General features: G+C 55.8%; 24 protein-coding genes. 7 read left to right on the top strand and 17 right to left on the bottom strand.

Going from position 1 to position 24,886, the window contains the following annotated elements:
- Positions 1-23: 23 nt before the first annotated feature.
- Genes ACTF5F_RS01080 through ACTF5F_RS01070 form a run of 3 tightly spaced genes read right to left on the bottom strand, consistent with a single transcriptional unit; the run spans position 24 to position 3,366 of the window.
- Complete coding sequence (locus tag ACTF5F_RS01080; RefSeq protein ID WP_438955034.1) at positions 24-653, bottom strand: DUF3726 domain-containing protein; 630 nt, start codon at positions 651-653, stop codon at positions 24-26.
- Positions 641-2,320 carry a hypothetical protein gene (locus ACTF5F_RS01075; protein WP_438955033.1) on the bottom strand — a complete coding sequence of 560 codons (1,680 nt, stop codon included), beginning with the start codon at positions 2,318-2,320 and terminating at the stop codon, positions 641-643. The genes ACTF5F_RS01080 and ACTF5F_RS01075 overlap by 13 nt, the downstream gene beginning before the upstream one ends.
- Positions 2,317-3,366 carry a membrane dipeptidase gene (locus ACTF5F_RS01070; protein WP_438955032.1) on the bottom strand — a complete coding sequence of 350 codons (1,050 nt, stop codon included), beginning with the start codon at positions 3,364-3,366 and terminating at the stop codon, positions 2,317-2,319. The genes ACTF5F_RS01075 and ACTF5F_RS01070 overlap by 4 nt, the downstream gene beginning before the upstream one ends.
- Positions 3,367-3,513: 147 nt before the next feature.
- Between ACTF5F_RS01070 and ACTF5F_RS01065 the strand changes: the two genes are divergently transcribed.
- The 6 genes from ACTF5F_RS01065 (at position 3,514) to ACTF5F_RS01040 (ending at position 7,957) form a co-directional block, all read left to right on the top strand.
- On the top strand, positions 3,514-3,756 hold the full coding sequence (locus ACTF5F_RS01065; protein WP_438955031.1) for a hypothetical protein: 243 nt from the start codon (positions 3,514-3,516) through the stop codon (positions 3,754-3,756).
- 52 nt (positions 3,757-3,808) lie between these two features.
- Complete coding sequence (locus tag ACTF5F_RS01060) at positions 3,809-4,492, top strand: winged helix-turn-helix domain-containing protein (protein WP_438955030.1); 684 nt, start codon at positions 3,809-3,811, stop codon at positions 4,490-4,492.
- Entirely contained in the window at positions 4,476-5,786 is a 1,311-nt protein-coding gene (locus ACTF5F_RS01055) for an ATP-binding protein (protein ID WP_438955029.1), read from the top strand. The genes ACTF5F_RS01060 and ACTF5F_RS01055 overlap by 17 nt, the downstream gene beginning before the upstream one ends.
- 92 nt (positions 5,787-5,878) lie before the next feature.
- The gene (locus ACTF5F_RS01050) at positions 5,879-6,124 is read left to right on the top strand and encodes a hypothetical protein (RefSeq protein WP_438955028.1); all 246 of its coding nucleotides are present in this window, start codon (positions 5,879-5,881) and stop codon (positions 6,122-6,124) included.
- A gap of 4 nt (positions 6,125-6,128) precedes the next feature.
- A complete protein-coding gene (locus tag ACTF5F_RS01045) occupies positions 6,129-6,254 on the top strand; it encodes a hypothetical protein (protein ID WP_438955027.1) in 126 nt (41 codons plus the stop codon).
- 92 nt (positions 6,255-6,346) lie between these two features.
- A complete protein-coding gene (locus tag ACTF5F_RS01040) occupies positions 6,347-7,957 on the top strand; it encodes a glycoside hydrolase family 43 protein (protein WP_438955026.1) in 1,611 nt (536 codons plus the stop codon).
- 153 nt (positions 7,958-8,110) lie between these two features.
- Here ACTF5F_RS01040 and ACTF5F_RS01035 read toward each other — a convergent pair whose 3' ends face one another.
- From ACTF5F_RS01035 to ACTF5F_RS00975, 13 genes are all read right to left on the bottom strand, one after another.
- On the bottom strand, positions 8,111-9,904 hold the full coding sequence (locus ACTF5F_RS01035; RefSeq protein WP_438955025.1) for a thiamine pyrophosphate-binding protein: 1,794 nt from the start codon (positions 9,902-9,904) through the stop codon (positions 8,111-8,113).
- Positions 9,904-11,313, bottom strand: coding sequence for an aldehyde dehydrogenase family protein (locus ACTF5F_RS01030; RefSeq protein WP_438955024.1), 1,410 nt, complete (start codon positions 11,311-11,313; stop codon positions 9,904-9,906). Before ACTF5F_RS01030 ends, ACTF5F_RS01035 begins: the two co-directional genes overlap by 1 nt.
- 31 nt (positions 11,314-11,344) lie before the next feature.
- On the bottom strand, positions 11,345-12,223 hold the full coding sequence (locus ACTF5F_RS01025; protein ID WP_438955023.1) for a sugar phosphate isomerase/epimerase family protein: 879 nt from the start codon (positions 12,221-12,223) through the stop codon (positions 11,345-11,347).
- Between the two features lie 72 nt (positions 12,224-12,295).
- Positions 12,296-13,477 (bottom strand): Gfo/Idh/MocA family protein, encoded by a 1,182-nt coding sequence (locus ACTF5F_RS01020; protein ID WP_438955022.1) that lies wholly within the window; start codon positions 13,475-13,477, stop codon positions 12,296-12,298.
- Positions 13,478-13,480: 3 nt separating this feature from the next.
- The gene (locus ACTF5F_RS01015) at positions 13,481-14,140 is read right to left on the bottom strand and encodes a hypothetical protein (protein ID WP_438955021.1); all 660 of its coding nucleotides are present in this window, start codon (positions 14,138-14,140) and stop codon (positions 13,481-13,483) included.
- Positions 14,137-15,321 (bottom strand): Gfo/Idh/MocA family protein, encoded by a 1,185-nt coding sequence (locus ACTF5F_RS01010; RefSeq protein ID WP_438955020.1) that lies wholly within the window; start codon positions 15,319-15,321, stop codon positions 14,137-14,139. Before ACTF5F_RS01010 ends, ACTF5F_RS01015 begins: the two co-directional genes overlap by 4 nt.
- Positions 15,314-16,126, bottom strand: coding sequence for a citryl-CoA lyase (locus ACTF5F_RS01005; protein ID WP_438955019.1), 813 nt, complete (start codon positions 16,124-16,126; stop codon positions 15,314-15,316). The genes ACTF5F_RS01010 and ACTF5F_RS01005 overlap by 8 nt, the downstream gene beginning before the upstream one ends.
- Entirely contained in the window at positions 16,123-16,977 is an 855-nt protein-coding gene (locus ACTF5F_RS01000) for a shikimate dehydrogenase (RefSeq protein ID WP_438955018.1), read from the bottom strand. The genes ACTF5F_RS01005 and ACTF5F_RS01000 overlap by 4 nt, the downstream gene beginning before the upstream one ends.
- Positions 16,970-18,862: a bifunctional sugar phosphate isomerase/epimerase/4-hydroxyphenylpyruvate dioxygenase family protein gene (locus tag ACTF5F_RS00995; protein WP_438955017.1), complete on the bottom strand. Its 1,893-nt coding sequence runs from the start codon at positions 18,860-18,862 to the stop codon at positions 16,970-16,972. Before ACTF5F_RS00995 ends, ACTF5F_RS01000 begins: the two co-directional genes overlap by 8 nt.
- A complete protein-coding gene (locus ACTF5F_RS00990) occupies positions 18,859-20,154 on the bottom strand; it encodes a TRAP transporter large permease (RefSeq protein ID WP_438955016.1) in 1,296 nt (431 codons plus the stop codon). The genes ACTF5F_RS00995 and ACTF5F_RS00990 overlap by 4 nt, the downstream gene beginning before the upstream one ends.
- Entirely contained in the window at positions 20,151-20,708 is a 558-nt protein-coding gene (locus ACTF5F_RS00985; RefSeq protein ID WP_438955015.1) for a TRAP transporter small permease, read from the bottom strand. The genes ACTF5F_RS00990 and ACTF5F_RS00985 overlap by 4 nt, the downstream gene beginning before the upstream one ends.
- A gap of 28 nt (positions 20,709-20,736) precedes the next feature.
- Positions 20,737-21,744 carry a TRAP transporter substrate-binding protein DctP gene (gene dctP, locus ACTF5F_RS00980; RefSeq protein ID WP_438955014.1) on the bottom strand — a complete coding sequence of 336 codons (1,008 nt, stop codon included), beginning with the start codon at positions 21,742-21,744 and terminating at the stop codon, positions 20,737-20,739.
- 97 nt (positions 21,745-21,841) lie between these two features.
- On the bottom strand, positions 21,842-22,921 hold the full coding sequence (locus ACTF5F_RS00975; RefSeq protein WP_438955013.1) for a Gfo/Idh/MocA family protein: 1,080 nt from the start codon (positions 22,919-22,921) through the stop codon (positions 21,842-21,844).
- Positions 22,922-23,092: 171 nt separating this feature from the next.
- On the opposite strand from ACTF5F_RS00975, the gene ACTF5F_RS00970 reads away from it, so the two are divergent.
- Positions 23,093-23,746 (top strand): GntR family transcriptional regulator, encoded by a 654-nt coding sequence (locus ACTF5F_RS00970; RefSeq protein WP_438955012.1) that lies wholly within the window; start codon positions 23,093-23,095, stop codon positions 23,744-23,746.
- Between the two features lie 38 nt (positions 23,747-23,784).
- Here the strand turns inward: ACTF5F_RS00970 and ACTF5F_RS00965 are convergent, their stop codons facing one another.
- Positions 23,785-24,882: an ABC transporter ATP-binding protein gene (locus ACTF5F_RS00965; protein ID WP_438955011.1), complete on the bottom strand. Its 1,098-nt coding sequence runs from the start codon at positions 24,880-24,882 to the stop codon at positions 23,785-23,787.
- Positions 24,883-24,886: the final 4 nt, after the last annotated feature.

Genomic DNA, 24,886 nt, shown 5'->3' with positions numbered 1-24,886 from the left:
CGCGTCCGACCCCATTGGGCGCGTCAATCCGCACCATCATCCGCCGCCCCTGCCCCTGCTGTGCGGGAATGCTCCGTATTGGGGGCAAAGATGCGATGACCCAGCCCCTCCAATGTCGCCCAGTCCTTCGGGTCGATATGATCGGGACGTTTGACGACACAGACTGGTACGTCCATTGCGATGCTGTCCACGGCGACCCAGTCGGCGCGGGACACATCTGCCGCCGCCCCTTCGACGGCACCAACATTTGACACTATGAACACCGCTTCGGGCCAAGACACCTGCATCGCCTGCCCGCGCTGCTTGGCAACCAAGGCGAGGTGAGGCAGCATCAGCATCGGAAATGCCATCGCGCCCAGCTTAATGGGACGATCCAACTCCCGCGCCAGATCGGACAGGGTGACACCCGTAGCAATCGGGCACAAGTCCCCATCCGCAGCGCACCACTGCGCACCCGACATTTGCGGGTACATCAGCCGATGGTCGCGCCCGTCAATTTGCGTCAGATGCAGCGCCGTCAGCCGCACGCCAGCATGACCGCGCCCCTCCAACCAACGGGCGGCTTTGCCCACTTCTTCGGCCATGCCCCAAGACAGGCCAATCCCCCGCGCGGCCCGTTTCGCGGTGCTGTCAATTTCGTTTAGGGAGTACATGCCGCCTCTGGATAGGCCCAGTCTTCTGCCGCTGTGCCAAGCTCTGCCGGAAACGGCGCGTTGCGGAACATCGTGATCCGCACCCACCGGTCAGAACGCGGATCGAAATGCGTGGCCCCAAAGAACGACAGTTTGCAGCGCAGCAGATCGATAGGCAGCATCTCTGCCGCGATCGTGTTGTCGCAAATCTCTGCATAGGGATGCCGCGCGACCACCTGCACACGGCGGGCCACGTGACGGTGCTCAGGATGCCGCATCAGGAAGGCGGCCAACCGTTCCGCACCATCCCAACCGTCCAAATCGCGCGCCATCCGCGCAATGTCGCGGGCGGGGGATAGCGGCTGCGCGTAAGACTCTAACGGTTCCTCTGCCAACTCGCCCAAGCGCGGTTCGAGCTTTTCCTCCGACACGTACCAACAGCGGGCCACTTGCGTCGGGTCGTCCCAATCAAGCTCCAGCGCCCAACCATAGACCGCCTGCACCTCGGCGCGGAAATCGGCCAGCGATTGGCTACCATTGATCGCAAATTCGGCCACCTCATCCGCACCCATCCCAGCGGTCAGATCATCAACCAGCTCTGGATAAGGCTCCAGCATCAGCGATACCAATTGCTCTTGTCCATCGAGCGATAGAAGCGCCTCCGCCCATGCAAGCAGCCCGTCCCATGGGTCTGCCTTGGTCAACGCCCCACGCTCCACCTCCGCCGCCAAAGCAGCGAGATCGCGGGTCAGGCCAGCCAGTTTCTCAACCTGTACCGGATGCTGTGACCGCCAAAGCTGCACGTTGCGGATCGCCCGCGCCAAGACATCGCGGAACACCTCTTGCGCCTCCACTGTGGCAACCGCTACCGACCGCACCCGCGCCAGCGCCTCTTCCCGCGCGGCGATCCAGTTGTTGAGCAGCACAGGATGGTGAATGAGGAACGGCGCCATGCCCAGCCCGGTCGAATTGCCCACACCAAACTGTCGCCGCAACGCGGGGTCGAGTGGCACGGCAGTCTCGGGCGCCCGCAACGCGGCCATGTGCTCCACCAGATCAAGCGTGAACGCACGGATCAGATAGACGGTGAGCATTTCTTTCTGAAACGGCGCATCACCCGCCGGATGATCCGCAGCCCCAAACTTACCCGACCCATACACCGCCGTTGTCCGCATCAGGTAGCCCACGGCGTTAATCTCTTCGAGGTTGGGCTGCCGACCCGCCGCCAAACACTCCAGCACATGCCCAAAGAGCCGCACCGACCGATTGGCGCGGGAGAGGGAGACTTCATTCTCCGTCACGCGACCCACCTCTTGATAGGGGACATTCGCCTCCAACCGATCAATATCAGCAGCGGTCGGCACGCCCTTGGTCAGGGTAAAGGTCGCATCCCACGCCTCCGCAATCACGCGGTCGGAGCGTTGATCGTCCGGCAGATCGTGACCAAAGCACACCAGACTATAAGTCTCACTCGGCCCTTCGGCAGTATAGACCGCTCGGCCCACACCATCCGCATCAATGTCAAATACAGGGCGGGAGAAGGTCCAGCCTTCTTGCGTCAGCTTGCGCAGCAATATCCGCATGAACGACAGCCGACATTGATGGAGCGAACCGAGCCGCGCCAATCGCATCACCTGTGATGGCGGGCGCAAGGCAACTGTGGGTTTGCCGTCCAGTTTGATCGTCATGATCCAGCCTCCTGCGGACCAAAGTTGGCCGCGTAAAAGCGATACCAGTTCCCACCCATAATACCCGCAACATCCGCGTCAGAGAAGCTGACCGCTTTCAGCCCGGCCTCTATATTCCCGAAATCACGGTTGTCCTGAAACCACGCTGGCATCGGGGGGAAGCCAGGAGCGGCGGCGGACCCTTCGCCATAGTCAATCTCTTTGCTCCAACGTCCAACGCGCATCCATTCCACAACGCTGTCAGGGTGATCTTGGCACAGGTCGCTGCCAAGGCCCAAATGCTCCACCCCGAACCGCTCCGCCGTGTCCGCCACCATCTGGCAGAAACTTTCCAACGTGCAGTTGGTCTTGTCCTTCAAGTGATGCGGGTAGAGCGAGAAGCCGATCATGCCGCCATTCTCCGTCACCGCGCGAATGACATCATCGCGCTTGTTGCGCCGCGCCGGTTCCCAGACATGCGGGTTGGCGTGGGTGATGGCGATAGGCCGCTCCGAAATCTCCGCCGCCTCAATGGTCGATCGATCCGCTGAATGGCTCATGTCGACGACCAGCCCGACGCGGTTCATCTCTTTTATCACCTGCCGCCCCATGCGGGTGATGCCGGGGTCTTCGGCCTCATAACAGCCCGTCGCCAGCAGCGATTGGTTGTTGTAGGTTAGCTGCATGAACCGCACGCCCAGCGTGTGCACGATCTCCACCAATCCGATGTCATCCTCAATCGGACTCGGGTTCTGAAAGCCGAAAAAGATCGCCGTGCGTCCTGTTTCCCGCGCGGTATCTACATCCGCCGCAGTCAGCCCTTTCATGATCAGATCGGGATATTGCTCAAACCAGCGGTTCCACTTTTCAAAGTTCAGAACCGTCTCTCGAAAATTCTCATGATAGGCGATCGTGGCATGTACGGCGTCCACCGCTCCTTCGCGTATCTGGCGAAAGATCTTTTCCGACCAATTCGCGTATTGCAAATTGTCGATCCGTGGCGACCCGTGCATGTAAAACCCTACCTTGTCGTGATGCGTTGACACTACAAACGATTCACGGCGCATGGGCAAGGATCCGCGTCCTTTAGCCGCCGCTTTGCGACGCCCTCCCACCTTACAAACTTGTAATGCTGTGGCGAGGCGGCTGTCAGGTCACCACCTTAGGTCTTGAGCATCGGCAACAACGCCAGACTTGAGAAAAAGGAAAGACTAATGAAAACCAACACACTCGTGATCGCCACATCCGTCGTCGCATTGGCCGCGGGCACGCTTGTTTATGCGCAATCCCAGCCAGAGCTTCCTATCATCGAAGACATCCAGAACATCCTGATCGAAGAAGAGGTGAAAAAGGACGGAAAGCGCGACTGCGGCAAGCATGACCGCGATAACCACGAGGATGACTATAAAGACGAAGAGGACGAGGATGGTGACGACAACTTAGAAGATGGTGCCTGATTCCTTCGAAACGATGGTGGCCCTTCGCGGTCACCTCACATATCCTAAGCCCATGAAAATACTTCTGCTCGAAGACGATGAAGAGATTGGTAAATGGGTCAGCGACGGACTGACCCGTGCGGGCCATGTGATCGACTGGCACAAAAACGGGCGCGACGTGCTGATTGCGGCCACCACGCAAGACTTCGACGTGATGATCCTGGACCGTATGACGCCAGAGCTTGATGGCATGTCCGTCCTAAAAGCTGTGCGCGCGTCAAAGAACACCACACCTGCGCTGTTCCTCACCGCTTTGGGCGATGTGGATGACCGTGTTGAAGGTCTGCAAGCGGGGGCGGATGATTACCTGCCAAAGCCTTTCGCCTTTTCCGAGCTTGAAGCCCGCGTCGCCGTTTTGGGCCGCCGCGCCAGCGATGTGACCACTGGCGAAGTGACCAAACTCACCGCCGGTGACATCTCCCTCGATCTCTTGAAGCAACGCTGCTCACGGCAGGGCCAAGACATTGACCTTAACGCAAAAGAGTTTCGCTTGCTCGAAGCTTTCATGCGGTCCAACGGACGGGTCCTGACGCGCAATATGCTGTTGGAAAAGGTCTGGGATATGAACTTTGACCCGACCACCAGCGTGGTTGAAACCCACATCAGCCGGTTGCGCGGCAAGATCGAAAAGCCGTTCGGCGACAGCGTGATCAAAACTATGCGCGGGGCGGGATATATCTTTGAACCGACTTCGTAGCATCTGGCGGCTCTCGGCCCTGCGCCAATCCGTTCTTTTGACGGTGGTGTTTCTGATCCTTCTGGTCTTGGCCGGAGGGTTTTCAGTTTTTGAATTTGCCCGCGTCTTCGACAACCGGATCGAGGATGAGCTAACCGCCCGCTACACCACCGTCGCCACAGATATTGAGGCGGGGCGCTTTAATGCTGCGAACTATGCCAACTCCCGCTTTGAACGCATCGCCCTGCTGGATGACAGCTTACGCCTGCGCAACGGCTTTCATGATGAGGACAGTATCGAAAGCAGCCTCAGATCGGACAGTTTCGACGGGCCGGGGCAATGGATCTACCTTGTGGGCGATACCTCTGGCGGCAAGCTGATCATTGGGTCGAGCATCGGCCGCCGCAATGAATTTATCGAAATCATCGTGCAGGCAATGACCTTTGTCGGTCTGATGGCTGCGGTTCTGGCCCTGCTCATCGGCGGCGTGCTGGGCTTTCTGCAACAGCGCCGCATGTCGAAAATCACCCGCACTTTGGAAACCGCGAAGACCGGCGATTTGACCACCCGCATTGATGTCAAACGCAACCGCGACGATCTGGATGGCTTGGCGCATCAGGTCGATGAAACGCTGGCGCAGCTTGATGTCTTGATGCGCCAGACGCGCGATTTTTCCGCCAATATTGCCCATGATCTCAAAACCCCCCTCGCCCGCCTGCGCATCCGCTTGGAAACCGCCCTAACGGTGGAGATGGAGGAGGGCGACAGCGTCGAACAAATCGGCGCAGCCTTGGAGCAGGCCGACCGCGTGATCGCTATATTTGATGCCTTTCTGCGCATCGCCAAACTAGAGGCTGGCACCGCCCAAGCGAAATTCGAACCCATCGATCTTGGCGGACTGGTGCAGGAGGTGGCGGAGATTTACGACGCCGTGGTCGAAGACAGCGGACGCACCCTATCCCAAAAGGTCACGCAGCCACAGACGATCCAAGGCGACCGCGTTCTGCTGATCCAGACGCTTGCCAACCTTGTTGAGAACGCGCTGCGCTACACGCCCAAAGGGTCCGACATCACGCTATTTACTGAGGGGGCCAAACTGGGTGTCGCTGACACCGGCGCGGGCATTCCTGACGACGAATACGACCGCATCACGCAGCCGCTTTACCGGCTCGACAAAAGCCGCACAGATGAGGGCGCGGGGCTGGGTCTTGCCCTCGTCAAAACCATCGCGGCGGCGCATCACGCGCGCCTCAGCTTTAGTGCCAATCCCGACGCCGCGACCAAAGGTCTGCGCGTCATGCTCGATTTTTCGTAAAAATAACGGACCTTACAAACATGTAAGGGTGCCGTCAGGCAACGGCAACACGCGGAGTCCATATCTGTCTCATCAACAGAAAGGAACACCCTATGACCTCTATCAAAAACTTCTTCGCCGTGACCCTTGGCATCCTTGGCGCCCTGATCCTCGCCCCCTTCGTCGCCTTCTTTGGCCTGATGATGCTGGGGCTCTCCTTCGGTCTGGCGCTAATTGGTGCCGCGGTCGTCACCTACGCCGCGCGCGCTACGCAAGAAGCGGACGTTGAAGACGCCACATTCGAAGCTGCCGCGGAAGAGCCTGTCGATCTCGATACATCTGCCACCCAGCCTGCGTAATCTGATGACGACACGGTTCTACGTCATCACCGGATGCGTGGTTGTCACCCTCGCGATGATCTCCAACGTGGCCTTTGGCATCGGCTTCGACCTCTTCCATGACTTTGGCCACCGCCACTGGCACCATTAATCCAAAAGGCCGGGCCCCGCGCCCGGCCTTGTCGCTTTTCAATTCCCTGATAGACTAATCCTTTCAGGCCCTCTCTTGTTTTCGGATTAGTCATGACCGCCATTCAAAACCCGATCCTGCGGGGCTTTCACCCCGATCCCTCCATCTGCCGCGCGGGCGATGATTTCTACATCGCTACCTCAACCTTCGAATGGTACCCCGGCGTGCAGATCAGCCAGTCGCGCGACCTGATAAACTGGCGGACTGTAGGTCAGGCGCTGAACCGCGCGGATCAGCTCGACATGCGCGGCAATCCCGATTCCTGCGGCGTCTGGGCCCCAGCACTGAGCTACGCCGATGGCAAATTTTGGCTGATCTACACAGACGTCAAACGGCTCGACGGCAGCTTCAAGGACGCGCACAACTATCTGGTCACAGCCGACAGCATCGACGGACCGTGGAGCGATCCGATCTACATGAACTCCTCCGGCTTTGATCCGTCGCTCTTTCACGATGACGAAGGGCGCAAATGGTTCGTCAACATGGTCTGGAACCACCTCGCCACCCAAGGCGACCCCAACGCACCGCCCAAAAAGCTGTTTGGCGGGATCCTTTTGCAGGAATACGACCATGCGCAGAAACGCCTCACAGGTGAGATCAAGAACATCTTCCCCGGCAGCGATCTGGGATTGGTGGAGGCGCCGCATCTCTTCAAAAAACACGGCTACTACTACCTCATCACGGCAGAGGGCGGCACAGGTTATGAACATGCCGTCACCTATGCGCGGGCCAAGACGATTGATGGCCCTTATGAGTTGCACCCCAACACCCATGTCATCAATGTGCTGAACCAGCCCGACAGCCCGATCCAACGAACAGGCCACGGGCAATATGTCGAAACGCCGGATGGTACGCCCTATCACACCTTCCTCTGCACGCGGCCGATCCCGGGCAAAAGCATCTCCCCCATGGGGCGGGAAACCGGAATCGCGCGCTGTCGCTGGAGGGAAGATGATTGGCTCTATCTAGAGGACGGCAGCTTGGTCCCGCCCGCCACAGAAACCGCGCCCGATTTGCCCGCGCACCCGTTTGATGCGGAGCCTGAGACGCATGATTTTACCAAGATGTCAGCGCTGCCCAACACCTTCATGTGGCTCCGTTCCCCCGAACCGGACCGCCTGTTCACCCTGACCACTGACGGTCTCCGCCTCACAGGGCGCGAAAGCATCGGGTCGTGGTTTGAACAAGCGCTCGTCGCGCGGCGGCTGACCGAATGGAATTGCGATGCTGTCACTTGCGTCGATTTCGCGCCGGAGGATTTCCAGCAGATGGCGGGAATCGCGGGCTACTACAACCGCACGCAATTCCACTACCTCTGCGTCACGCGCGCACGCTCTGGCGAACGTACGCTCAACATCCTCAGCTGTCATGACTGGCCCGAAGGCCGGATCACCTATCCGCTAGAGACGATGGTCCCCATCAAAGACGGCCCTGTCTGGCTCGGCCTCAACATCACCGACGGTGCGCTGCAATTCCGCTACAGCCTTGATGGTACGGCGTTCACCAACATCGGTCCCGCCCTCAACGCGGATATCCTGTCAGACGAAGGTGTGCGGGGGGAGCATTCGAGTTTCACTGGCACCTTCATTGGCATGGCCGCGCAAGACCTCACTGGTCGCGCCAACACCGCGACCTTCACACACTTCACCCTAACCCATCCATGACGGCGCAAACTATACAGAAACGTAAATTACCAGCCCTCCCCAACCGCTCTACGGTCTAGCACAAAGGGCCTGCTGCTATTCGAATTGTGCCGTTCTTAACCCCGTCACTACCTAGCAAACGGCACGAACATTCCTCGCAACATTCTTCCCTTCCTAGGTCGCTACATGGCTCACTTCTTGGTTTGGCGAATAGATATCCAAGATATTCCAATGACCTGTTGTAGGCGTCGGATTGTTAATCATAGGAACGTCCAAGACCGTGGGTTTGCCACTTGAAATCGCGGATTGCAGCGCTGGAAGTAGTTCATCCGCAGACGCAATTCGAAGGCCGACCGCACCATATGCCTTTGCGATGTCAGAATAGCTTGGTCCGTTTGCGGGAGCGTCCGCAGATCCGGGGAAGGTGGTCCCGTAGGTCAGCCCGTAGTGCGCCTTTTGAAGGCCTGCGATGGTGCCAAAAGCGTTGTTGTTCATCACCAGCCATACGATGCCCAAATTCAGCTCAACAGCTGTCGCAAGCATGGAGGGGTTCTGCCCAAAGCCGCCGTCGCCAACCAGACTGATCACAACCCGCTCGGGGGCCGCAAGTTTTGCGCCTATGGCTGCAGGCGGCCCAAAGCCCATCGTGGCAAATCCTCCAGGTGTCAGAATGGAACCAGGGGTTAGTATATCAAATTGCTGCCCAACACCGTTCTTGTTCCAGCCCACATCCGTTGTGATGATCGCGTCATCCGGCAATGCCTTTCGCGTATCTGCAAGGATGCGCTCAGGCATCATCGGGAACGCATCGCTTTCTGCCATGTCAGAGTTTTTTTCTTTGAAAGCCGCGCGGAAGTCGGCAATCTCCGCCCTTTTTCGCGATCTATCAAAGCCATCCGGATAGAGCTCTTTCGCCACTCTGGTCAGGACGCTTAGGGCAGATTTGGCGTCAGCTACTACGCCGATCTTTGTTGGGTAATTGCGGCCAATTTCTTGCGGCTCAATATCGATATGAATGACCTTTGTGTTGTTATCCTTCGCACCGATGTTGAATGTGTATCCAAGATACCAGCTTGAGCAGTCAGCTTCTTTGAAGCGCGTACCAACGGCGAAAACGTAGTCCGCATTCAGACAAGTCTGGTTCACAAGCGAGGTGCCCCAAAAACCAGTCATACCCATGACCAACGGGTGGTCATCTCTCAGCGCGCCCTTGCCCATCAAGCTATGCGCAACGGGCAGCTCCATATGCTCGACAAACTCACGCAGCTCTTCGGTGGCCTGCGCCAACAGAATTCCACCACCGACATAGGCAACAGGGGCCTTAGCTTCGGCCAACGCCGTCACGATCTCACGCGCAGTCTCATCATCAATCGACGGCTTCTTCAGCGCCCTCGCGTTCTGTGCCACCCGGTCAAAACTGTCCGACGGGATTACCTCGCTGAAGATGTCCATAGGTACGTTCACCAAAACCGGTCCGGGTTGACCGCTTTCTGCAAGCTGGAACGCCTTTTCCAAAATCTCGGCTATCAAATCGGCCCGATCCACACGCCAAGCACGCTTTACGAAAGGACGATATATTTCCCACTGTGCAGCGTCGGCATGCAGATTCACTTCCTGATGCGGATGCTTGCCATAGTAGTGTGTCGGAATATCTCCTGCGATCACGACCATTGGAATGCAATCAAGCGCGGCGTTGGCAACACCGGTTGCGCAATTGGTAAGACCGGGGCTGAGGTGGCTTAGGACGACGGACGCCCTGCCCTGCACCCGCGCATAGGCATCCGCTGCATGGCTTGCAATCTGTTCGTGCCTCACAGTGACGAAGTCGATCGGGCTCTCCGCTAATGCGGCTAACACTGCGATATTCGTGTGTCCGCAAAGACCAAAAACATGTTTCACTTCCCGCCGTTCAAGAAAGTCGACGATGTGTTCCGCAACAGTTTTGCCATCGAGTTTACTGCCGTCCATCAAGCAACCTCCTGCCCGTAGAATTCTCCAAACAACTCTTCTTCTGATGGCCTATCCTCAGGGATTGGGCGGCTGACCCACGTATAGTTCATCATGTGCTTCATGGTAACATTCTCATTGGTGATATTTCCGCCCCAAACGCCGCAGCCAAGGCTCGAAGTCATAGGCATCCCATTGGTCCAAGCACCGGCGTTAGCCTTAGATTGTGGCTGCCGGACCATCATTCGACTGACAGGCGCCAAACGGGCCAATCGGTCGATGTTTTCGTCGTTATGGGAATAGATACCGCAGGAATGCCCCTTCCCGCCGGTATTGTAGATTGCAGCAACCGTCTTGAGCGCCTCGTCGAAGGTCTCAAAATGATACAAAGCCATGAGAGTCGTCAGCTTCTCTTTGGAAAATTTGTGCTCTGGTCCAATCTGACCCTGATTCTCCACCATTAGGAACTTACGATCCTCAGGGATTGAAAAGCCAGCCAGTTCTGCCGTTTGCTGAGGACGGCAAGCAATTGTCGGGAAGGTCCGGTTGCCTTTCTCGTCCCACATTGCGGCCTGAAGCATTGCCTTCTCTTCGGATGTGCAGAGATAACCACCTTCGGCCTGAAGCGCGGCGACCATTTGATCATAGATCGAACGCTGGATGATGATATTCCCGTCGGCTGAACAGCCTGACCCAAAATCGGAGGTCTTGGAAATTCGAGTATTCTGGGCAGCAACTTCGATATCCGCTGTCCCATCAATCACGATCGACGAATTCCCTGCGCCCACCCCATATGCAGGTTTGCCACTTGAATAAGCCGCCTCCACCATCGGTTTGCCGCCCGTGGCCAATGTCAAATCACAGATTTTCATCAGGTATTGGGTCAACGGAATTGATGGCTTACGCACACATTGAAACAAGTCTTCCGGGGCACCTGCCGCTCGGCAAGCGGCACGCATCACCTGGGTCATATCCCACGTGGTCTGTGCGGTGCGCGGGTGCGGACTGAAGATAACCGCGTTGCGTGCGTTGGCGGAGGAGACCCCGGTCACAGGCGGCGTCATCGCCGGATTGGTCATGGGTATCAGCGAAGCGATGACACCCACGGGCTTGGCATACTTCACCAACCCTTTGGCTTCATCAACCTCCACGATACCGGTTGATGGCGTCCGCAACACATCGCGGAGGACCATCTGGATTTTAAAACGCTTTTTTGGACGCCCTTGACGATCTCCAATTCCACTTTCGTCTACGCCCTGCTCAGCTAAACGCGTGAAAGTCTCTTCGTTTCCCGCATACCATGCAATTGCTTGGCTCAGCCGATTAAGTCGTTCTTGGCTCCAATTCTCGATTTGAGATTGCGCAGCCCAGGCACGGTTGAGCATGTCATTTGCAAGGGTCTTCTCATCGTCGGTCAGGTCAAGTGCCATAGAGGCTTCCTCTTGATTTTGGTATTAGGGTTTAGGCCGCCAAGGGCTCGGACACCCGCCGTTTGGATCGGGCGGCACCAAATGTTCGCTTGGCATGGGTTAGGCAGCGGCGAGCGTGTTCTTCATAGCCCAGCTCTGCCACGCGACTCTGGTTGGGCAATTCAATTGAATAATTCATTGGTGGGCAGCGCTCGATGATGCCTGCAAAATCAATCCAACCCTCACCAGGATAGAGACGCGCGTCACGGGCAAGTTGGATCATGCCTTCTCGTGTATCAGCGATGCCTGGTAAGCAGTCCGAGATATGTAAGAAATGCAACCACTCCGGCGGCACATGAAGCAGTTCCCCAAGGTCAACACGAGAGAGATGCAAGTAAAGCGTGTCGACGAGAACCCCACCGTTTGGACGATCGGCTGCTCGCACAATATCGAGCACCTCGTCAAGCGTCCTTAAGCGCGAAAAAGAGGGGAATTCGAGGTCGATGGTCAGACCATAGGGCGCGGCCAGGTCGCAAGTCTCCGCATAGACGTCCAACAAAAAATTTCGATCATCGCGCCGTTTCGTCCAGGCTGACATGATCATATGTCGTGCACCAAGCTCGCCACCGAGCTCAAGTGCTGCCTCGAATTCACGTGGGTCACAGTCCTCGGTGATCCGGGCCAATTCGATGTCCAGCACCTTGATCCCTGTCGTCGCGAGCGCGGTTCTTGTGGCCTGGGCTTGCGCCTTGTCGAGCGGTGAGTGGGTGAACTCTCCAGGAACATTCATTGTGATGAAACGTGGACTGACAGCATCGTAGCCAGCACGTGCCGCGATGTAGATCAGTTCTGCTGGGGTGCAATTGATCAGCGTCAGATGCGCAAGCGAATAGAGCGGCTCTCCGCAGTCGGCTTGCATGGCATCTGACATGGGTGGTCTCCCGGACCGAGTCTCTTTCTTCCTATTATTTATAAAATATCTGATATTTTGTAAATCATCATTTTAAACGACATCTACCCATGCTCCGCTGGCTTCATTTGAATGCACACACGCATCTATAAATCGAACGCCATTGGCCCCATCCGCAACGCTCGGCAAACCAAGCCAACCTTTCGGAAGGGAGCGCCCGTCCCTCCGTGCAGCAACGGCCATCGCAAATTCAGTGTAAAGATTGCCCCATGCCTCAATGATCCCTTCTGGGAACCCTCGGGCGCTGCGGACGAGCCTTTCAGTCGCAGATGAAATACCATGCCCGTGACCACGGCTAAGGATGCGATCTGGTTCTCCAAACCGATAGTACTTGAGGCGATCACAGTCCTCCAAATCCCACTCCAATCCGCCTTCAGAACCAAACACCCGCAGCCTCAGCCCACCGCGATTTCCAGGAGCAAGCCGCGTGGCCATCAAAGTACCGGGCACGTCAGAGTGTCGGGTCCAGGCGAAAAAGGTGTCTTCAAGCGGCTTTGGCGTGCCGCACACGTGAAACTCAGCTCTTAGTTCTGTCAGCTCCAAGTGACTGACAAAGCCTGCCAGATGGGCAGCGTGGGTGCCAATGTCACCGACACAGCTGGTCCGACCAGACTTTGAAGGATCAAGTCGCCACTTTACATAGGGGGCGTCCGCTACATCCTCAGGCGTCATCCAGTCTTGCATGAACTCAACATGGATTTGATTGATCTTACCGATACCGCCTTCGGCCACGATCTCGCGCGCCTGCCGGATCATCGGAAAGCAAGACATGACATAGGAGACACCAAAGACGCAGCCTGTTTCACCTACCAACTCGATAAGAGCCTTCGCCTCGACAATTTCATTTGTGAGCGGCTTGTCACACAACACGTCGATTCCGGCTTCCAAGAAAGTTTTTGCGCAGTCAAAGTGTAAATGATTGGGCGTGGTGATCATCACGGCATCAACGCCGTCGTCACGTCCCGCTTCGGCGCGCGCCATCTCTGTATATGACGTGTAGCAACGATCTTCTGGAAGGAACCATTCCAAGGCGGCCGCTTTAGCGCGCGCAGGATCAGAAGAAAAAGCGCCTGCGACGATCTCCCACCGATCGGTCATCCGCGCAGCGGTTGCTTGCATCCCAGAAATGCGCCCGCCACCGACTACGCCCAGCCGCAAACGACGCGACAAGCGTGGAAACAGCCCGTAGACATCAATCTTTTCAGGCAAAATCATATCTCATACCTCCGGTGGGAATGCACCCTCGGGCAGCATCTCGATTGCCATGAAGACCGAGGGCGTGATGGTTTCGTATTGGTGCCACGGGTAGTTTCCTTGGGCATCATACATCGGGCGATGTGTGCCGCCTGGGGCCATGGTCTCTTCTAGGTACAGTGACGCGACATCCCTCTCCCGGCATTGCTGCATCTTCCCAAAACCAATGATCTGAGTGTGCACTTCACGAAACCCCGGCACTGGGCAAAAGGCATGATCGCAGTGCAGCCCGACATTCAATGGGACGGAGGCGGAGTGGTACAACGTGAAGCCATACTGACCAACCCAGACCTTTGGTGACATGTAATGCTCCACGCCGCGCAACCGCTCTTCACCGCGCACTTGGAAAGCTGAAGGCCAAGTCTGGCGGATGCGGGCCAACAGATCCGCCTCGTCACTATGGTCGTCATATCCTTCGATCAGCACTGCCTGTGCCACTTCGCGGATTTCGGTCTCCGTCAAGATTACGGATTGCAACGCGCCAATGCTTTGCTCACGGACTTTGAGCGCCGTATCAGCAAGATTCAGAACAATCGCCTTGCCTGAGATTGGGTGGCGGCTTTCGTCTTTCAGGATTCGAATTGCAAAGAACGGATCGCCAATTGTCAGTGTTTGAATTGTCATTCTACGGCTCTCAAATCAACATTCAGCCCAGTCTCAGAAGTTTCGGCCAGCATTGGGGGACGGTCACAAGTGCTTTTAATACTGACGAACTCGCCCAGTTCACCGCTACGCTCTACTCCATCCATCACCTCACAAAGGTGTAGACCTAGTGCACCACTCGCGCGCGGTTCACGTCCTTCGCGCACAGCCACGGCTAAATCAGCCAACCCAATGCCGCGTGCATCAAAGTTCAAGCCGTGGGTATTCTCGGCAATGTCCCATGCCGCTGGAGCTTGCGGGCGCGGACGCATTGTCCATCGTGCTGTTTCTTTGGTCCGCACCCATACTGGTCCATGAAAAACATTGGCACCGTCACCGGGGTCAGGATCCGGAATACAAAGCGTGCCTTCGCTTCCGTAAATCTCCAAACGGGGTGTTTCGCTTTCCCAAACATCAAAGCTAACCATCATCTGTCCGGCTATCCCATTTTCAAACTCGATCAGGCTTAGCGAATGGGTGTCGACATGAACCGGGATAGTCTCACCAGTGCGTGGACCATTTCCAATCAAGCGAGACTGCGCGCGTCGACGGCCCAACCCTGCCACCCTGGCAACTGGACCAAGACAAAACACCATCGCCGCTAGGTAATAAGGACCAAGGTCCAAAAGTGGTCCGCCACCCGCTGCGTAGTAGAAATCGGGGTTGGGGTGGTGTCGTTCCACGCCGCTCGTCGGCACAAACGCCGAAACGCCATGAGTTTCGCCGATGACGCCTGCGTCCAACAGCTTGCGTAACGTCTGCCAGCGCCCGCCGAAGAATGTGTCTGGCGCGTTACCAACTTTCAGACCTCGAGAGGCCGCCAATTCAAGGATGTATCGCCCTTCAGTCAAGTCTGTGACAAAAGGCTTCTCAGAATAGACATGCTTACCTGACTTAATAGCGGCAAGGCTCACGTCTGCATGGGCCGCCGGAATAGTAAGATTTAGCACCGCATCGATGTCCGGATCGGCAATGATTTCGTCCGGCGGCGCCACTCGCTGGACTCCATGTTCAGCCGCCTTGGCCCGACTTTCGTCCATATGTAAGCTCCCACAGGCGGTGATTTCCACCCCCTGAAAGCCTTTGATGTTCCTAAGATAGATGTCGCTGATGCGACCGGTGCCTATCAGACCGACCCGGAAGGTTTTCGAAGGCTCACTCATTGTCCCTCTTCGGTATGTAATCAGGCAGATATGCAGGGGGTATCGGGCCCTTGTTCCGCCCGCCCTGTTGCATTTGCTCCCATCCATGCGCCAACACACCGACCGACCGGCTCAGGCAAAAAAGCCCGCGCGACAACGGCGGCGGAAATCCCAATTCACAGAAAATTACCGATGTCGCGCCATCAATATTCATCGCGATTTCTTTGCCACGCTGCGCGCCGATCTCCGCTTGCACCGCCTCACCGATATCCGCGTACCGACCAGATACCGTGCCGGCCTCAGCCGCTTCGCGGACAAGTGCCATCAGTCGTGGCGCACGCGGATCAACAGGTTTGTGAAAGCGATGACCAAAGCCAGAAACAATTTTGCCGTAGGTTTCGCACCACGCAGCAAGGCCGTTTTGAGTAGCAGTGCGAAGGTCTTCGCCTGCATCCAACCGCTGAGCGATATCTTCATAAAGCTCGGCGCATTGCTCTCCGGCTCCGCCGTGTACATCACCCAACATATTGACCCCAGTGGCCATCACGTTGTTGAGCCCGACGCCGCATGTTGCCGCCATGCGCGCCGCAGCAATTGACGGTGCCTGCGGCCCGTGATCAACGCCCGCGACAAGGGCGCATTCCAGCAGCGCGGCTTGTTCGGCCGACGGCAAATCACCCCGCATCATCAGCCAAATCATTTGGCCAAAGCTGACATTGCCGATCAAATCTTCAACTGCATGCCCTCTAAACGCGATCTGGCCCGGCGCCATTTCGATAATCGAGGTTCGCCACCAATGGCGTACGGCATCTGCATCAGACATCATTGTGCCGCGATCTCCCCGTTTTGCGAGAGAAGCTCTTGAAGTGTTGCCTTCATCCGCATTGTGTCTGGCACGTGCCCAGTGATCAGCCGGAACGCCTCCACTGCCTGCCAAAGCGCCATTCCTGTTCCGTCCATGACACGCATTCCAGCTGCGCGAGCCCGCTTCACAAATTCCGTGTCTTTCGGAAAATAGACGATGTCAGCTGCCCAACAGCGATGTCCATAGTGGGCAGGATCGGCTGCGATTCCCGGATGATTGGCCATTCCCATAGGCGTGCAATTCACAAGGCCATCGACAGAAGGCGTTGCGGCCAGAGGGGAAACCACCTCCAACACGACTTGAGGGCGAATGGACAATACGTCAGAGACAAGTTCTTCAGAGCGCTTAGGGTTTAAATCTGAAACGACGATATGGGCGACACCGCTGTCCAACAACGCCAGAACGACAGCAAGTCCTGCGCCCCCAGCACCAAGCACCTGAACCGTTTGTCCTTCAACCGATCCGATTTGGCGCGCCAAAGCCGTTTTGAAGCCGCAATAGTCAGTGTTCCAGCCGACGGATTGATCATTCTGGAAGACAACAGTGTTGACCGTCCGGATTTGCGCGGCCACGCTTTCAAGCCGATCAAGGTGTGCGACCACAGCCTGCTTATGGGGATGCGTGATATTCAACCCTGCATAGCCTTCGCCTTGTGCCATAGACAGCGCCGAGGCAAGCGTTTCCGATCTCTCCGTATCAAAACGCTCATAGGTGTAAGTCAAACCCAGCGCGCGCCCCTCCGCCATATGCACATCTGGGGTCAACGAAGGGCCAATCCCATCCCCAACCAAGCCAGCTCTTATCTCAGGCATGGACCACCTGCCGTTCTTCCAAGTATCGCATCTGTGCTGCAAGCCGGATCGGCGCGTTGCGTGCGCCATATCCTTGATAGCCTCCTGTCCGAGCGACGATTTCGAAGAAAAACCCGCCCCAGATCGGAACGGAGTAGATCTGGAAATACTCCCCCCTTCCATCGCGGTCATAAAGGATCTGTCCTCGCTTCAATCTGGAAACCGTCTCTTCAGCCAAGTCAAAACGAACCGCCAAATCTTGATAATAGTTCGCGGGCATCGCGAGACGTTCAAACCCTGAGCGCGAAAGAAGCTCTGAGGTTTCGAAAATATCGTCACTTAGAAATGCAAGATGCTGCACCCCCGCACCGAAACCCTGAGCAAGGAAGGCGCCAGCAAAGGTGCGCCGCTCACCCGCACCATTCAGATTTAAACGGACTTCCCCTTCGGGACTGGCCAGCGCTTGGCTCAGTATGATTCCGGCCGGATCGGCGACGTCGACAACTGGTGCTTTCTCCATCCGGAAGGTGGAGAGGTAATAGGTCAGCCAACTTTGCATCTCTTGATAACGCATGGTTTGGGCGACATGATCGACACGTCGAAGGCCAGCAGGCTGTGCAGCGCGTTCCTTCGGCACTGGATCGAATTCGATATCCCAGACGCGGTGAAGATCGGACTTCTCGTCAATGAAATGGACGACAGACCCACCGACACCCTTGATAGCTGGTATTTCCAACTCTCCTGCGCCAACGGGCTGCGAAAAAGCAGGCGTGCCGAGCGCCGTGGCACGCGCAACAGTCTGATCCGCATCTTGAACGCGAAGGCCCATATCGCAAACGCAGGGCCCATGTTCGGCTCGTGCTTCTGCCGCCAACCCCTTGGTCTCTGAATTGACGACAATATTGATCGCACCTTGTCGCCAAAGCTCCACCGATTTGGATCGATGTTGACGCTCTTTGCGAAAACACAGCGACTCCAACAGTTGTGTCAAGCGGTCACGATCCGACCCCTCGGCAGCAAATTCCAGAAACTCCAACCCAGTAGGGGTCACGCGCGGTGGAAGTCCTTCAAGCGGGCGGCGTAGAGCAAGCTCGCGCGTGGAAACCTCGTCCAGAAGCGAAACCAAGGCACGAAACGCATCCCGTGCATGGTCTGTGCGGCTTCCCTCTGCGGTCGCGCCAACGCGAGAAATAGACCAAGTGCCAGCATAGCCAGCGCGCGCCACAATCTGCACAAAGCTTTCGAGGTTCAGCCCCCCTTGCCCCGGCAAGAGGCTGAAATGGCTTTTCGGTCGGGTGATATCAAACTCAAGCGCTGGCGCATCCGAAAGCTGGACGTGAAAGATGCGATCCCCTGGAACGTTGCGCAACCGTGCTGCCTGTCCGCCACCAGCAAGAGAGAAGAACGAATTGAGCGCAAGTCCAAAGGCAGAACTGCCTACAGCTTCGACAATTTTCAAGGCCTCTACTTCGCTGGTGATGTGCCGCGCCCAAGGCAATGCGATCAATGCTGCGCGGCGCCCAACCTTTGCGACACACTCGGCAAGTTCACTGAAATCATCCGTGATTTGGGAGATGTCTAACGATGCTTCAGGGTGCGTGCTGGTCCCAATCATCAACGTCTGAGCACCAAAACCCTCTAGAACTTCCAACTTTTGATGGAGCCGTGCAAACGCCGACTTTCGACTAGCGCCACTCAATCCTTCGAAGTCATGAAATGGTTGCAAAACGTGAATTTGGAGGCCCAAGGATCGAGCCAGCTGGCCAATTTCTTCGGCGCTGCCGGCATACCCGGTCAAATCGGGCTCATAGATTTCAACACCCGTGAAACCAGCCGCTGCGATCTGTTCTAGCTTTTGAGGGAGTACGCCAGGAACATTTGTAGTCGCGATTGATAGGCCTGTCATCCCTGATACCCAAACAGACGCGGCAGCCACAGAACGATATCCGGCAATATAATCATCAGCAGCAGCGCCCCCAAAAGAACTGCTAGAAACGCCCAGATCTCAGCAATGATTTCTCGCAAAGGAATACCTGTAACTGCATTTATGACGAAGAGCAGGATCCCGTAAGGCGGCGTGATCAGGCCAATCATCGAATTGACCACAATCAGAACACCGAAGTGGACAAGGTCGATCCCCAGTTCACGACAGGTCGGAATGAAAAGTGGGATGATGACCAAAATGATGACAGTCGCATCCAGAATACAGCCCAGAAGGAGAACCAGAACGTTCACTAGTATGATAAACATCAGTGGACTGATCTCAGCACCAGCAAACATTGCCGAAATCGCTTGTGGAACCTGCTCTTGCACCACCACGTAGGTCAGGATCATCGACGCCCCGATAACAAGGCCAACGGATGCAGCCGAACGAGCGCTTTCCACAAAGATTTGGTAAAGCGTTTTTATCTGAATGGCGCGATAGAGACCCGCAGCCACAATCAAAGCATAAAGGGCCGCGATTGCCGCCGCTTCCGTCGGGGTCGTGACCCCAGAATAGATGCACCCAAGAAGAATAACGGGCATCAACAGCGCAGGCGTTGCACGAGCCGTCACTACTGGCAATTCACGGATTGGCACCGGTTCTTCTTTCCCAAAGCCGCGACGATGGGAGATCGCAAAGTTCATCCCCATCAGTACAACGCCCATAACTAAGCCCGGAACGATGCCAGCCATAAAGAGCACACCAATCGATTCATTAGAGACAAGCGCATACAGAACCATTGGGATCGAGGGCGGAATAATCGGTCCAATGGTTGCGGTTGCGGCGGTGATCGCCGCAGCATATCCACGCGTATAGCGACCACTTTTGACCATCATATCAATGATGATCTTGCCGATCCCAGCCGCGTCAGCCACCGCAGACCCAGACATCCCAGAGAATATCAAACTTGCAACAACGTTGACGTGACCCAAACCACCCCTGAACCGCCCAACCAGCGCAATACAAAATTGCAGTAGCCGGTCAGAGATTGACCCCGCGTTCATAATGTTCGCGGAGGCGATGAATAAAGGCACTGCTAACAACAAGAAACCATCGAACAAGCGCTGCACCATCGTTGTACCGGCGATAGCGAGGTCTTGGCCCGATGCACCAAGGTACACCAGAACGCCTACAAGAATGGCGTAAGCCACCGGTGTGCCAATCGCCGCCATCCCGAATAGGGCGATCATGCCGAGGATAAGTTCGAAGCTCATTGCGATGGCTTCTCGGCATCGTCGCTGGCCACCAGAACTTCCAGTTCAGTTTCCGGTGCACCAAAACGAATGACTGTGAAGATGCGCCAAACATATCGGAACGTGACAACGATCATCATCATCACAAAGGGCGCAAAGAGCCATTTGATTGGGATTTTTCCTCCCGTGATTGGCACACGAAGGGTCTGAATTTTCTTCAGTTCCATCAAACGGTTGGCAAAGACAGTATCCCAGACAGATGGGAGCGAATACATCATCGCCACAACCATCAGCACGGCCGTAATCAGTGCCAACACTCGCCGCGCCTTGGGAGTTGCAGCAAGGTAGAGGATATCAAAGGTAACGTGATCTGACTCTCGCACAATGAACGAACATCCAAAGAAGATCACAAAGACCCAGAGCAACGAGATCAGAACCACCGACCAGCCTATTGGTTCCAGAAATGGGACGTACCTAAAAACAATCTGTAGAAGAAATGTAACAAAAATCGCCGCCAAACACATGGCGGCGATAAATTCTGCACCGCGGGTGAACCACTTAGAAAGTGTCTTCATGGTCAGTCCCCGCGGTTGATCTTCTGGCTTAGTTACCCAGTGCGTTGATCCGCTCGAGCACGCCTTCTGGCCAAGAAGCTGCAACTTCACTTCCAACATATTGAGCCTGCACATGCTCACGGAAAGCCGCAAGGTCTGGTGTGTAGATTTCAACACCTTGGCTGCGAATAAAGTCTGCAAGGTTGTTCTCTTTATCGAGCTGCTTCAAGCGACCGTAGGCAGCGGCAGCATCTGCTGCGCGTTGCACGGTAAGTTGCTGATCAGCTGTCAAACCGTCCCAAGTCTCTTTCGAAAACGCGATGTAGTTGAGGTCCACAAGGTGCGATGTCAGCGAGATCTGCTTCGTCACTTCATAGAACTTCTGGTCGACAACGGTTGGCAGTGGGTTGTCTTGACCATCAATCGCGCCAGAAGCCAGCGATGTATAGACTTCAGAGAACGCCAATGGTGTTGGCGATGCACCCAAGGCCGCACCCAAGAACTGCCACGCATCCGTGCCAGGCATCCGTAAGTTCACACCAGCCAAGTCAGCGGGTGTCTGCACATCCAGCTCTTCCCGTGTCTGACGCAGGTTTACGTGGCGACGACCAAGGTACATCACGGAAAGCAGCTTCACACCGAGTTCGTCTTCTACCTTGGCTTTGAAGGGATCCATCAGCGGATCATTGAAAACGCGAACCTGGTGGGCAGCGTCTTGGTGAACGTAACCCGTTGCGAAGATCGAAAACTCCGGGAAAAACTGTGCGAGCTCCTGTGCAGATGCAATCGACATCGTCAGGTTGCCGCCTGCGATGGCTTCAAGCTCAGTCCCTTGCGCGAACAGGCTACCGTTGTAACCAGGCTGGTAGTCAGCAAACCCGGCGACCATTGGCGCGAACACCTCGGCCATGGCAACGGAACGCTGGTCCGTTTCCGAACCGGATGTCGCCAGCGTGAATGTCATTTTGTGCCCATCGGCTGCGGCCGGAATCGCAGTGGCAGCAATACCAAGTGCGGCAACCGAAGCGATCGCGGCACGACGTGTGAAATTGAACATAAGTTCCTCCCTTTGATGTTACGCCGCGATGGGCGCCCGTAAAGTTATCAATGATTTTTCATATTTTGCAATATGTTTTGCAAAATATCAGATATTTCTATGCAAAACCTTGCTGTAGCGATTTCCTTGGAGTCGTTTGCTCCAAGGCAATCTCGCGACCCGAACGCGAAGAAAGGCCAACCGCTTCTACGACTTCTAGGGACCTCAGCCCCTCCCACCCCGATACTAATGGGGTTTCCTCACCAGTGATCACTGCAGCAAAATGCGCCATTTGGACAGCTAGGGGATCGTCCATTCGACACGTCAGATTTTTTGCAGAAATCGGCGTCCACCAATCCGGCTTATCTTCGTGCCGCCAAACGCGCAGGTCGGGCAAAGACAGGCCGCCTTCGGACCCACCGATCAGATAGCAACTTTCCGACGTCGCCGGATAGGCCGGATTTTCGCGTGCGGTCAGTTCCCAACTCCAAGGTGAGACAATGCTGTCCGAAACGGAAATTGTCGCAACTGCACCAGACTCAAATCGTAAAATAGCTGTTGCTAAATCCTCGTTCTCGAAACCTCGACGGGATGGAACTGCAATCGCCTGAACCGATGTCACATCGCCGCAGAAATGCCGAAGCAAATCAACATCATGGACGAGGTTGACTGAGATTGGGCCAGCCCCCTTTTGCACTCGCCACGGCGCAACCTCGAAATAATGGTCGGGTTTATAGAACCAGCAAGTGGCCTGTACTGCGCGAATATCGCCAACCGCACCTTGGGTCAGCGCAAGTTTTGCGGCCTGAACCATGCCGTTATGGCGCCGGTGATGCCCTACAAGCAGCGGAATGCCTGCCCTATCCGCAGCTTCCGTTAATTGGAGCGCTTCCTCTGACGTAACAGCAATTGGCTTTTCAATCAGAACCGGACAGCCTGCATCGATACAGGTCAGGCCTTGCTGGAGATGAAACGGTGTTGGAGTGGCGAGCACGACGCCTTCAGGCTTTGATATCGAAAACATCTCTTCGATCGTTGCGAACACGGGAACATCACATGCACGAGCGGCAAGCTGCCCTTCTGGACTAGGCTCAACGATTGCCGCCAATGACATATTCGGCGCACGCCTGATCACCTCCGCATGACGGCGTCCGACAAGTCCAAATCCTGCAACCACGATCTCAGTTTTCTTCGACATGTTGCGACCTTTTTCGCTTATCAACTCTCCGCTTACGCCAAACTACATGATCGCCACATGAAATCAATAATGTCAGATATTTTTTACTGCAGCATACCATTTGCTGGTTTGCAGCCCTTAACTGATTAGGGTATTTTATCAGAGATCCCGAAGTTTACTGGATGAAAAGAAATGGCCAAGTCTCGCAATGTTGTCGGTGCATCAACCTACCAGAATATCAAGCGTGACATCATCTTTGGTGATCTCGCTCCGGGATCGAAGCTGAAGCTGGAAGGACTGCGTGAGCGATATTCAGCGTCAATGTCAACGCTGCGCGAAACATTGAACAGACTTGCAAGTGAAGGGTTTGTCGATGCGCTGGACCAGCGCGGTTTCTTTGTTACGCCCGTGTCACGCGAAGACCTTATCGAAATTGCCAACCTGCGCGTTCTGCTCGAATGTCATGCCTTGCGCCTCTCGGTCGCAAATGGCGACACGGATTGGGAAGGCAACCTCGTCGCCGCGCACCACAAACTCCACTTGATGGAACAGAAGATGCTTGATGGCGACGACAGCCAGAAAGAAGACTGGAAGCGATACGATTGGGAATTCCACCTCGCCTTGATCGAAGCATGCGGATCTCGCAACCTTTTGTCTTTGCACGCGGTGCTGTTTGACAAGTATCTGCGCTACCAAATGCTGGTCTTGACCAACCGTGGCCAAGTGGCCGTTGAAGAACACAAAGAAATGTTTGATGCCGCGCTCGCCCGCGACGTCGATCGCGCCGCGCAATCACTTCAGGCCCATATCGAAGGCGGTCTGGAACACACCCTAGCAGCTTTTTAGACGGCGACGCGACGCTTCCACAAAAGGCGAGAAATCGATCAGTTCAAGCGCTCGCCTGTTTCAGGCGCAAAATAAGAAACTTTGCCCAAATCGAATGCAAGTTGTTGCATCTGACCGGGCCTTGCTGTGGTCTCTGCATGAAGGCGCGCGGTCACGTGTTTGCCGCCCAACTGCATTACGACAAATGTGTCAGCCCCTGCTGGTTCCACGATGTCGACCATGCATTCGGCCGGTTGCGCCCCCTGACTTGCGCGGAAGTCGGGTTCAGCAATGTCCTCAGGGCGGACGCCGAGGATCACGTCTTCAGGCAGGTTCCGGTTATTCCTATCGGTCAGAATGATTGGTGTGCCGTCTTTCCGCGCAATTTCAATCTTTGTACCCTTACCATTCTGCATTGCCTTGGCTGGTATCAGATTCATTGCCGGGTTTCCCATGAAGTCCGCCACAAAAAGGTTCGCAGGCCGCTGATAAATTTCAGCCGGACTTCCAATCTGCTGGATAACGCCCCCTTTCATGACAACAATCTTGGTCGCCAGCGTCATAGCCTCGATCTGGTCATGGGTCACATAAACGATCGAGGCGTTCAGTCTTTGATGCAGTTCTTTAATCTCGGTGCGCATCTCGACACGCAATTTGGCGTCAAGATTACTCAGCGGTTCGTCGAATAGAAACAGTTTTGGATCGCGGACCAAAGCCCGTCCCATGGCGACGCGCTGGCGCTGTCCACCTGAGAGCTGACCGGGTTTGCGCGACAAGAGCTGCTCGATCTGCAATTGCCTCGCCACCTCTTGAAGCTTTGCGTCTTGAGTGGCCTGATCAATGCCGCGCACCTTCATGCCAAAAGTGATATTCTTCGCGACACTCATCGTCGGATAGAGCGCGTAAGACTGGAACACCATCGCAATGTCGCGATCCTTCGGGCTGACATCGGTTGTGTCCTGCCCATCGATCTTCAGCGTGCCGCCAGTGATCGGTTCCAGACCAGCGATGCAGTTCAGCAAAGTCGATTTCCCGCAACCAGAAGGTCCAACCAGTACGAGAAAGTCACCGGGATCGATCGAAACGTTGATGTCCTTCAGGATTTCGACCGGGCCGTAGTTCTTGTATAGGTTTTTGATGTCAAGAATTGGAGCCATGGAA

It is taken from the genome of Cognatiyoonia sp., assembly GCF_965661665.1.
Taxonomy (GTDB): domain Bacteria; phylum Pseudomonadota; class Alphaproteobacteria; order Rhodobacterales; family Rhodobacteraceae; genus Cognatiyoonia.
Note: the sequence above shows the minus strand (reverse complement) of the source record. Positions and strands in the feature narration are given on the sequence as shown.

What these genes read in the sequence shown, in the direction of transcription:
- ACTF5F_RS01025 (WP_438955023.1), bottom strand. Translation starts at nt 12,223, where the DNA reads ATGTCAGATGCCATGCAAGCCGACTGCGGAGAGCCGCTCTATTCGCTT.
- ACTF5F_RS00985 (WP_438955015.1), bottom strand. Translation starts at nt 20,708, where the DNA reads ATGAAGACACTTTCTAAGTGGTTCACCCGCGGTGCAGAATTTATCGCC.
- ACTF5F_RS01050 (WP_438955028.1), top strand. Translation starts at nt 5,879, where the DNA reads ATGACCTCTATCAAAAACTTCTTCGCCGTGACCCTTGGCATCCTTGGC.
- ACTF5F_RS01035 (WP_438955025.1), bottom strand. Translation starts at nt 9,904, where the DNA reads ATGGACGGCAGTAAACTCGATGGCAAAACTGTTGCGGAACACATCGTC.
- ACTF5F_RS01080 (WP_438955034.1), bottom strand. Translation starts at nt 653, where the DNA reads ATGTACTCCCTAAACGAAATTGACAGCACCGCGAAACGGGCCGCGCGG.
- ACTF5F_RS01000 (WP_438955018.1), bottom strand. Translation starts at nt 16,977, where the DNA reads ATGCCTGAGATAAGAGCTGGCTTGGTTGGGGATGGGATTGGCCCTTCG.
- ACTF5F_RS00965 (WP_438955011.1), bottom strand. Translation starts at nt 24,882, where the DNA reads ATGGCTCCAATTCTTGACATCAAAAACCTATACAAGAACTACGGCCCG.
- ACTF5F_RS01010 (WP_438955020.1), bottom strand. Translation starts at nt 15,321, where the DNA reads ATGAGTGAGCCTTCGAAAACCTTCCGGGTCGGTCTGATAGGCACCGGT.
- ACTF5F_RS00975 (WP_438955013.1), bottom strand. Translation starts at nt 22,921, where the DNA reads ATGTCGAAGAAAACTGAGATCGTGGTTGCAGGATTTGGACTTGTCGGA.
- ACTF5F_RS00995 (WP_438955017.1), bottom strand. Translation starts at nt 18,862, where the DNA reads ATGACAGGCCTATCAATCGCGACTACAAATGTTCCTGGCGTACTCCCT.
- ACTF5F_RS01070 (WP_438955032.1), bottom strand. Translation starts at nt 3,366, where the DNA reads ATGCGCCGTGAATCGTTTGTAGTGTCAACGCATCACGACAAGGTAGGG.
- ACTF5F_RS01015 (WP_438955021.1), bottom strand. Translation starts at nt 14,140, where the DNA reads ATGACAATTCAAACACTGACAATTGGCGATCCGTTCTTTGCAATTCGA.
- dctP (WP_438955014.1), bottom strand. Translation starts at nt 21,744, where the DNA reads ATGTTCAATTTCACACGTCGTGCCGCGATCGCTTCGGTTGCCGCACTT.
- ACTF5F_RS00970 (WP_438955012.1), top strand. Translation starts at nt 23,093, where the DNA reads ATGGCCAAGTCTCGCAATGTTGTCGGTGCATCAACCTACCAGAATATC.
- ACTF5F_RS01020 (WP_438955022.1), bottom strand. Translation starts at nt 13,477, where the DNA reads ATGATTTTGCCTGAAAAGATTGATGTCTACGGGCTGTTTCCACGCTTG.
- ACTF5F_RS01060 (WP_438955030.1), top strand. Translation starts at nt 3,809, where the DNA reads ATGAAAATACTTCTGCTCGAAGACGATGAAGAGATTGGTAAATGGGTC.
- ACTF5F_RS01075 (WP_438955033.1), bottom strand. Translation starts at nt 2,320, where the DNA reads ATGACGATCAAACTGGACGGCAAACCCACAGTTGCCTTGCGCCCGCCA.
- ACTF5F_RS01045 (WP_438955027.1), top strand. Translation starts at nt 6,129, where the DNA reads ATGACGACACGGTTCTACGTCATCACCGGATGCGTGGTTGTCACCCTC.
- ACTF5F_RS01005 (WP_438955019.1), bottom strand. Translation starts at nt 16,126, where the DNA reads ATGATGTCTGATGCAGATGCCGTACGCCATTGGTGGCGAACCTCGATT.
- ACTF5F_RS01030 (WP_438955024.1), bottom strand. Translation starts at nt 11,313, where the DNA reads ATGGCACTTGACCTGACCGACGATGAGAAGACCCTTGCAAATGACATG.
- ACTF5F_RS01065 (WP_438955031.1), top strand. Translation starts at nt 3,514, where the DNA reads ATGAAAACCAACACACTCGTGATCGCCACATCCGTCGTCGCATTGGCC.
- ACTF5F_RS01040 (WP_438955026.1), top strand. Translation starts at nt 6,347, where the DNA reads ATGACCGCCATTCAAAACCCGATCCTGCGGGGCTTTCACCCCGATCCC.
- ACTF5F_RS00990 (WP_438955016.1), bottom strand. Translation starts at nt 20,154, where the DNA reads ATGAGCTTCGAACTTATCCTCGGCATGATCGCCCTATTCGGGATGGCG.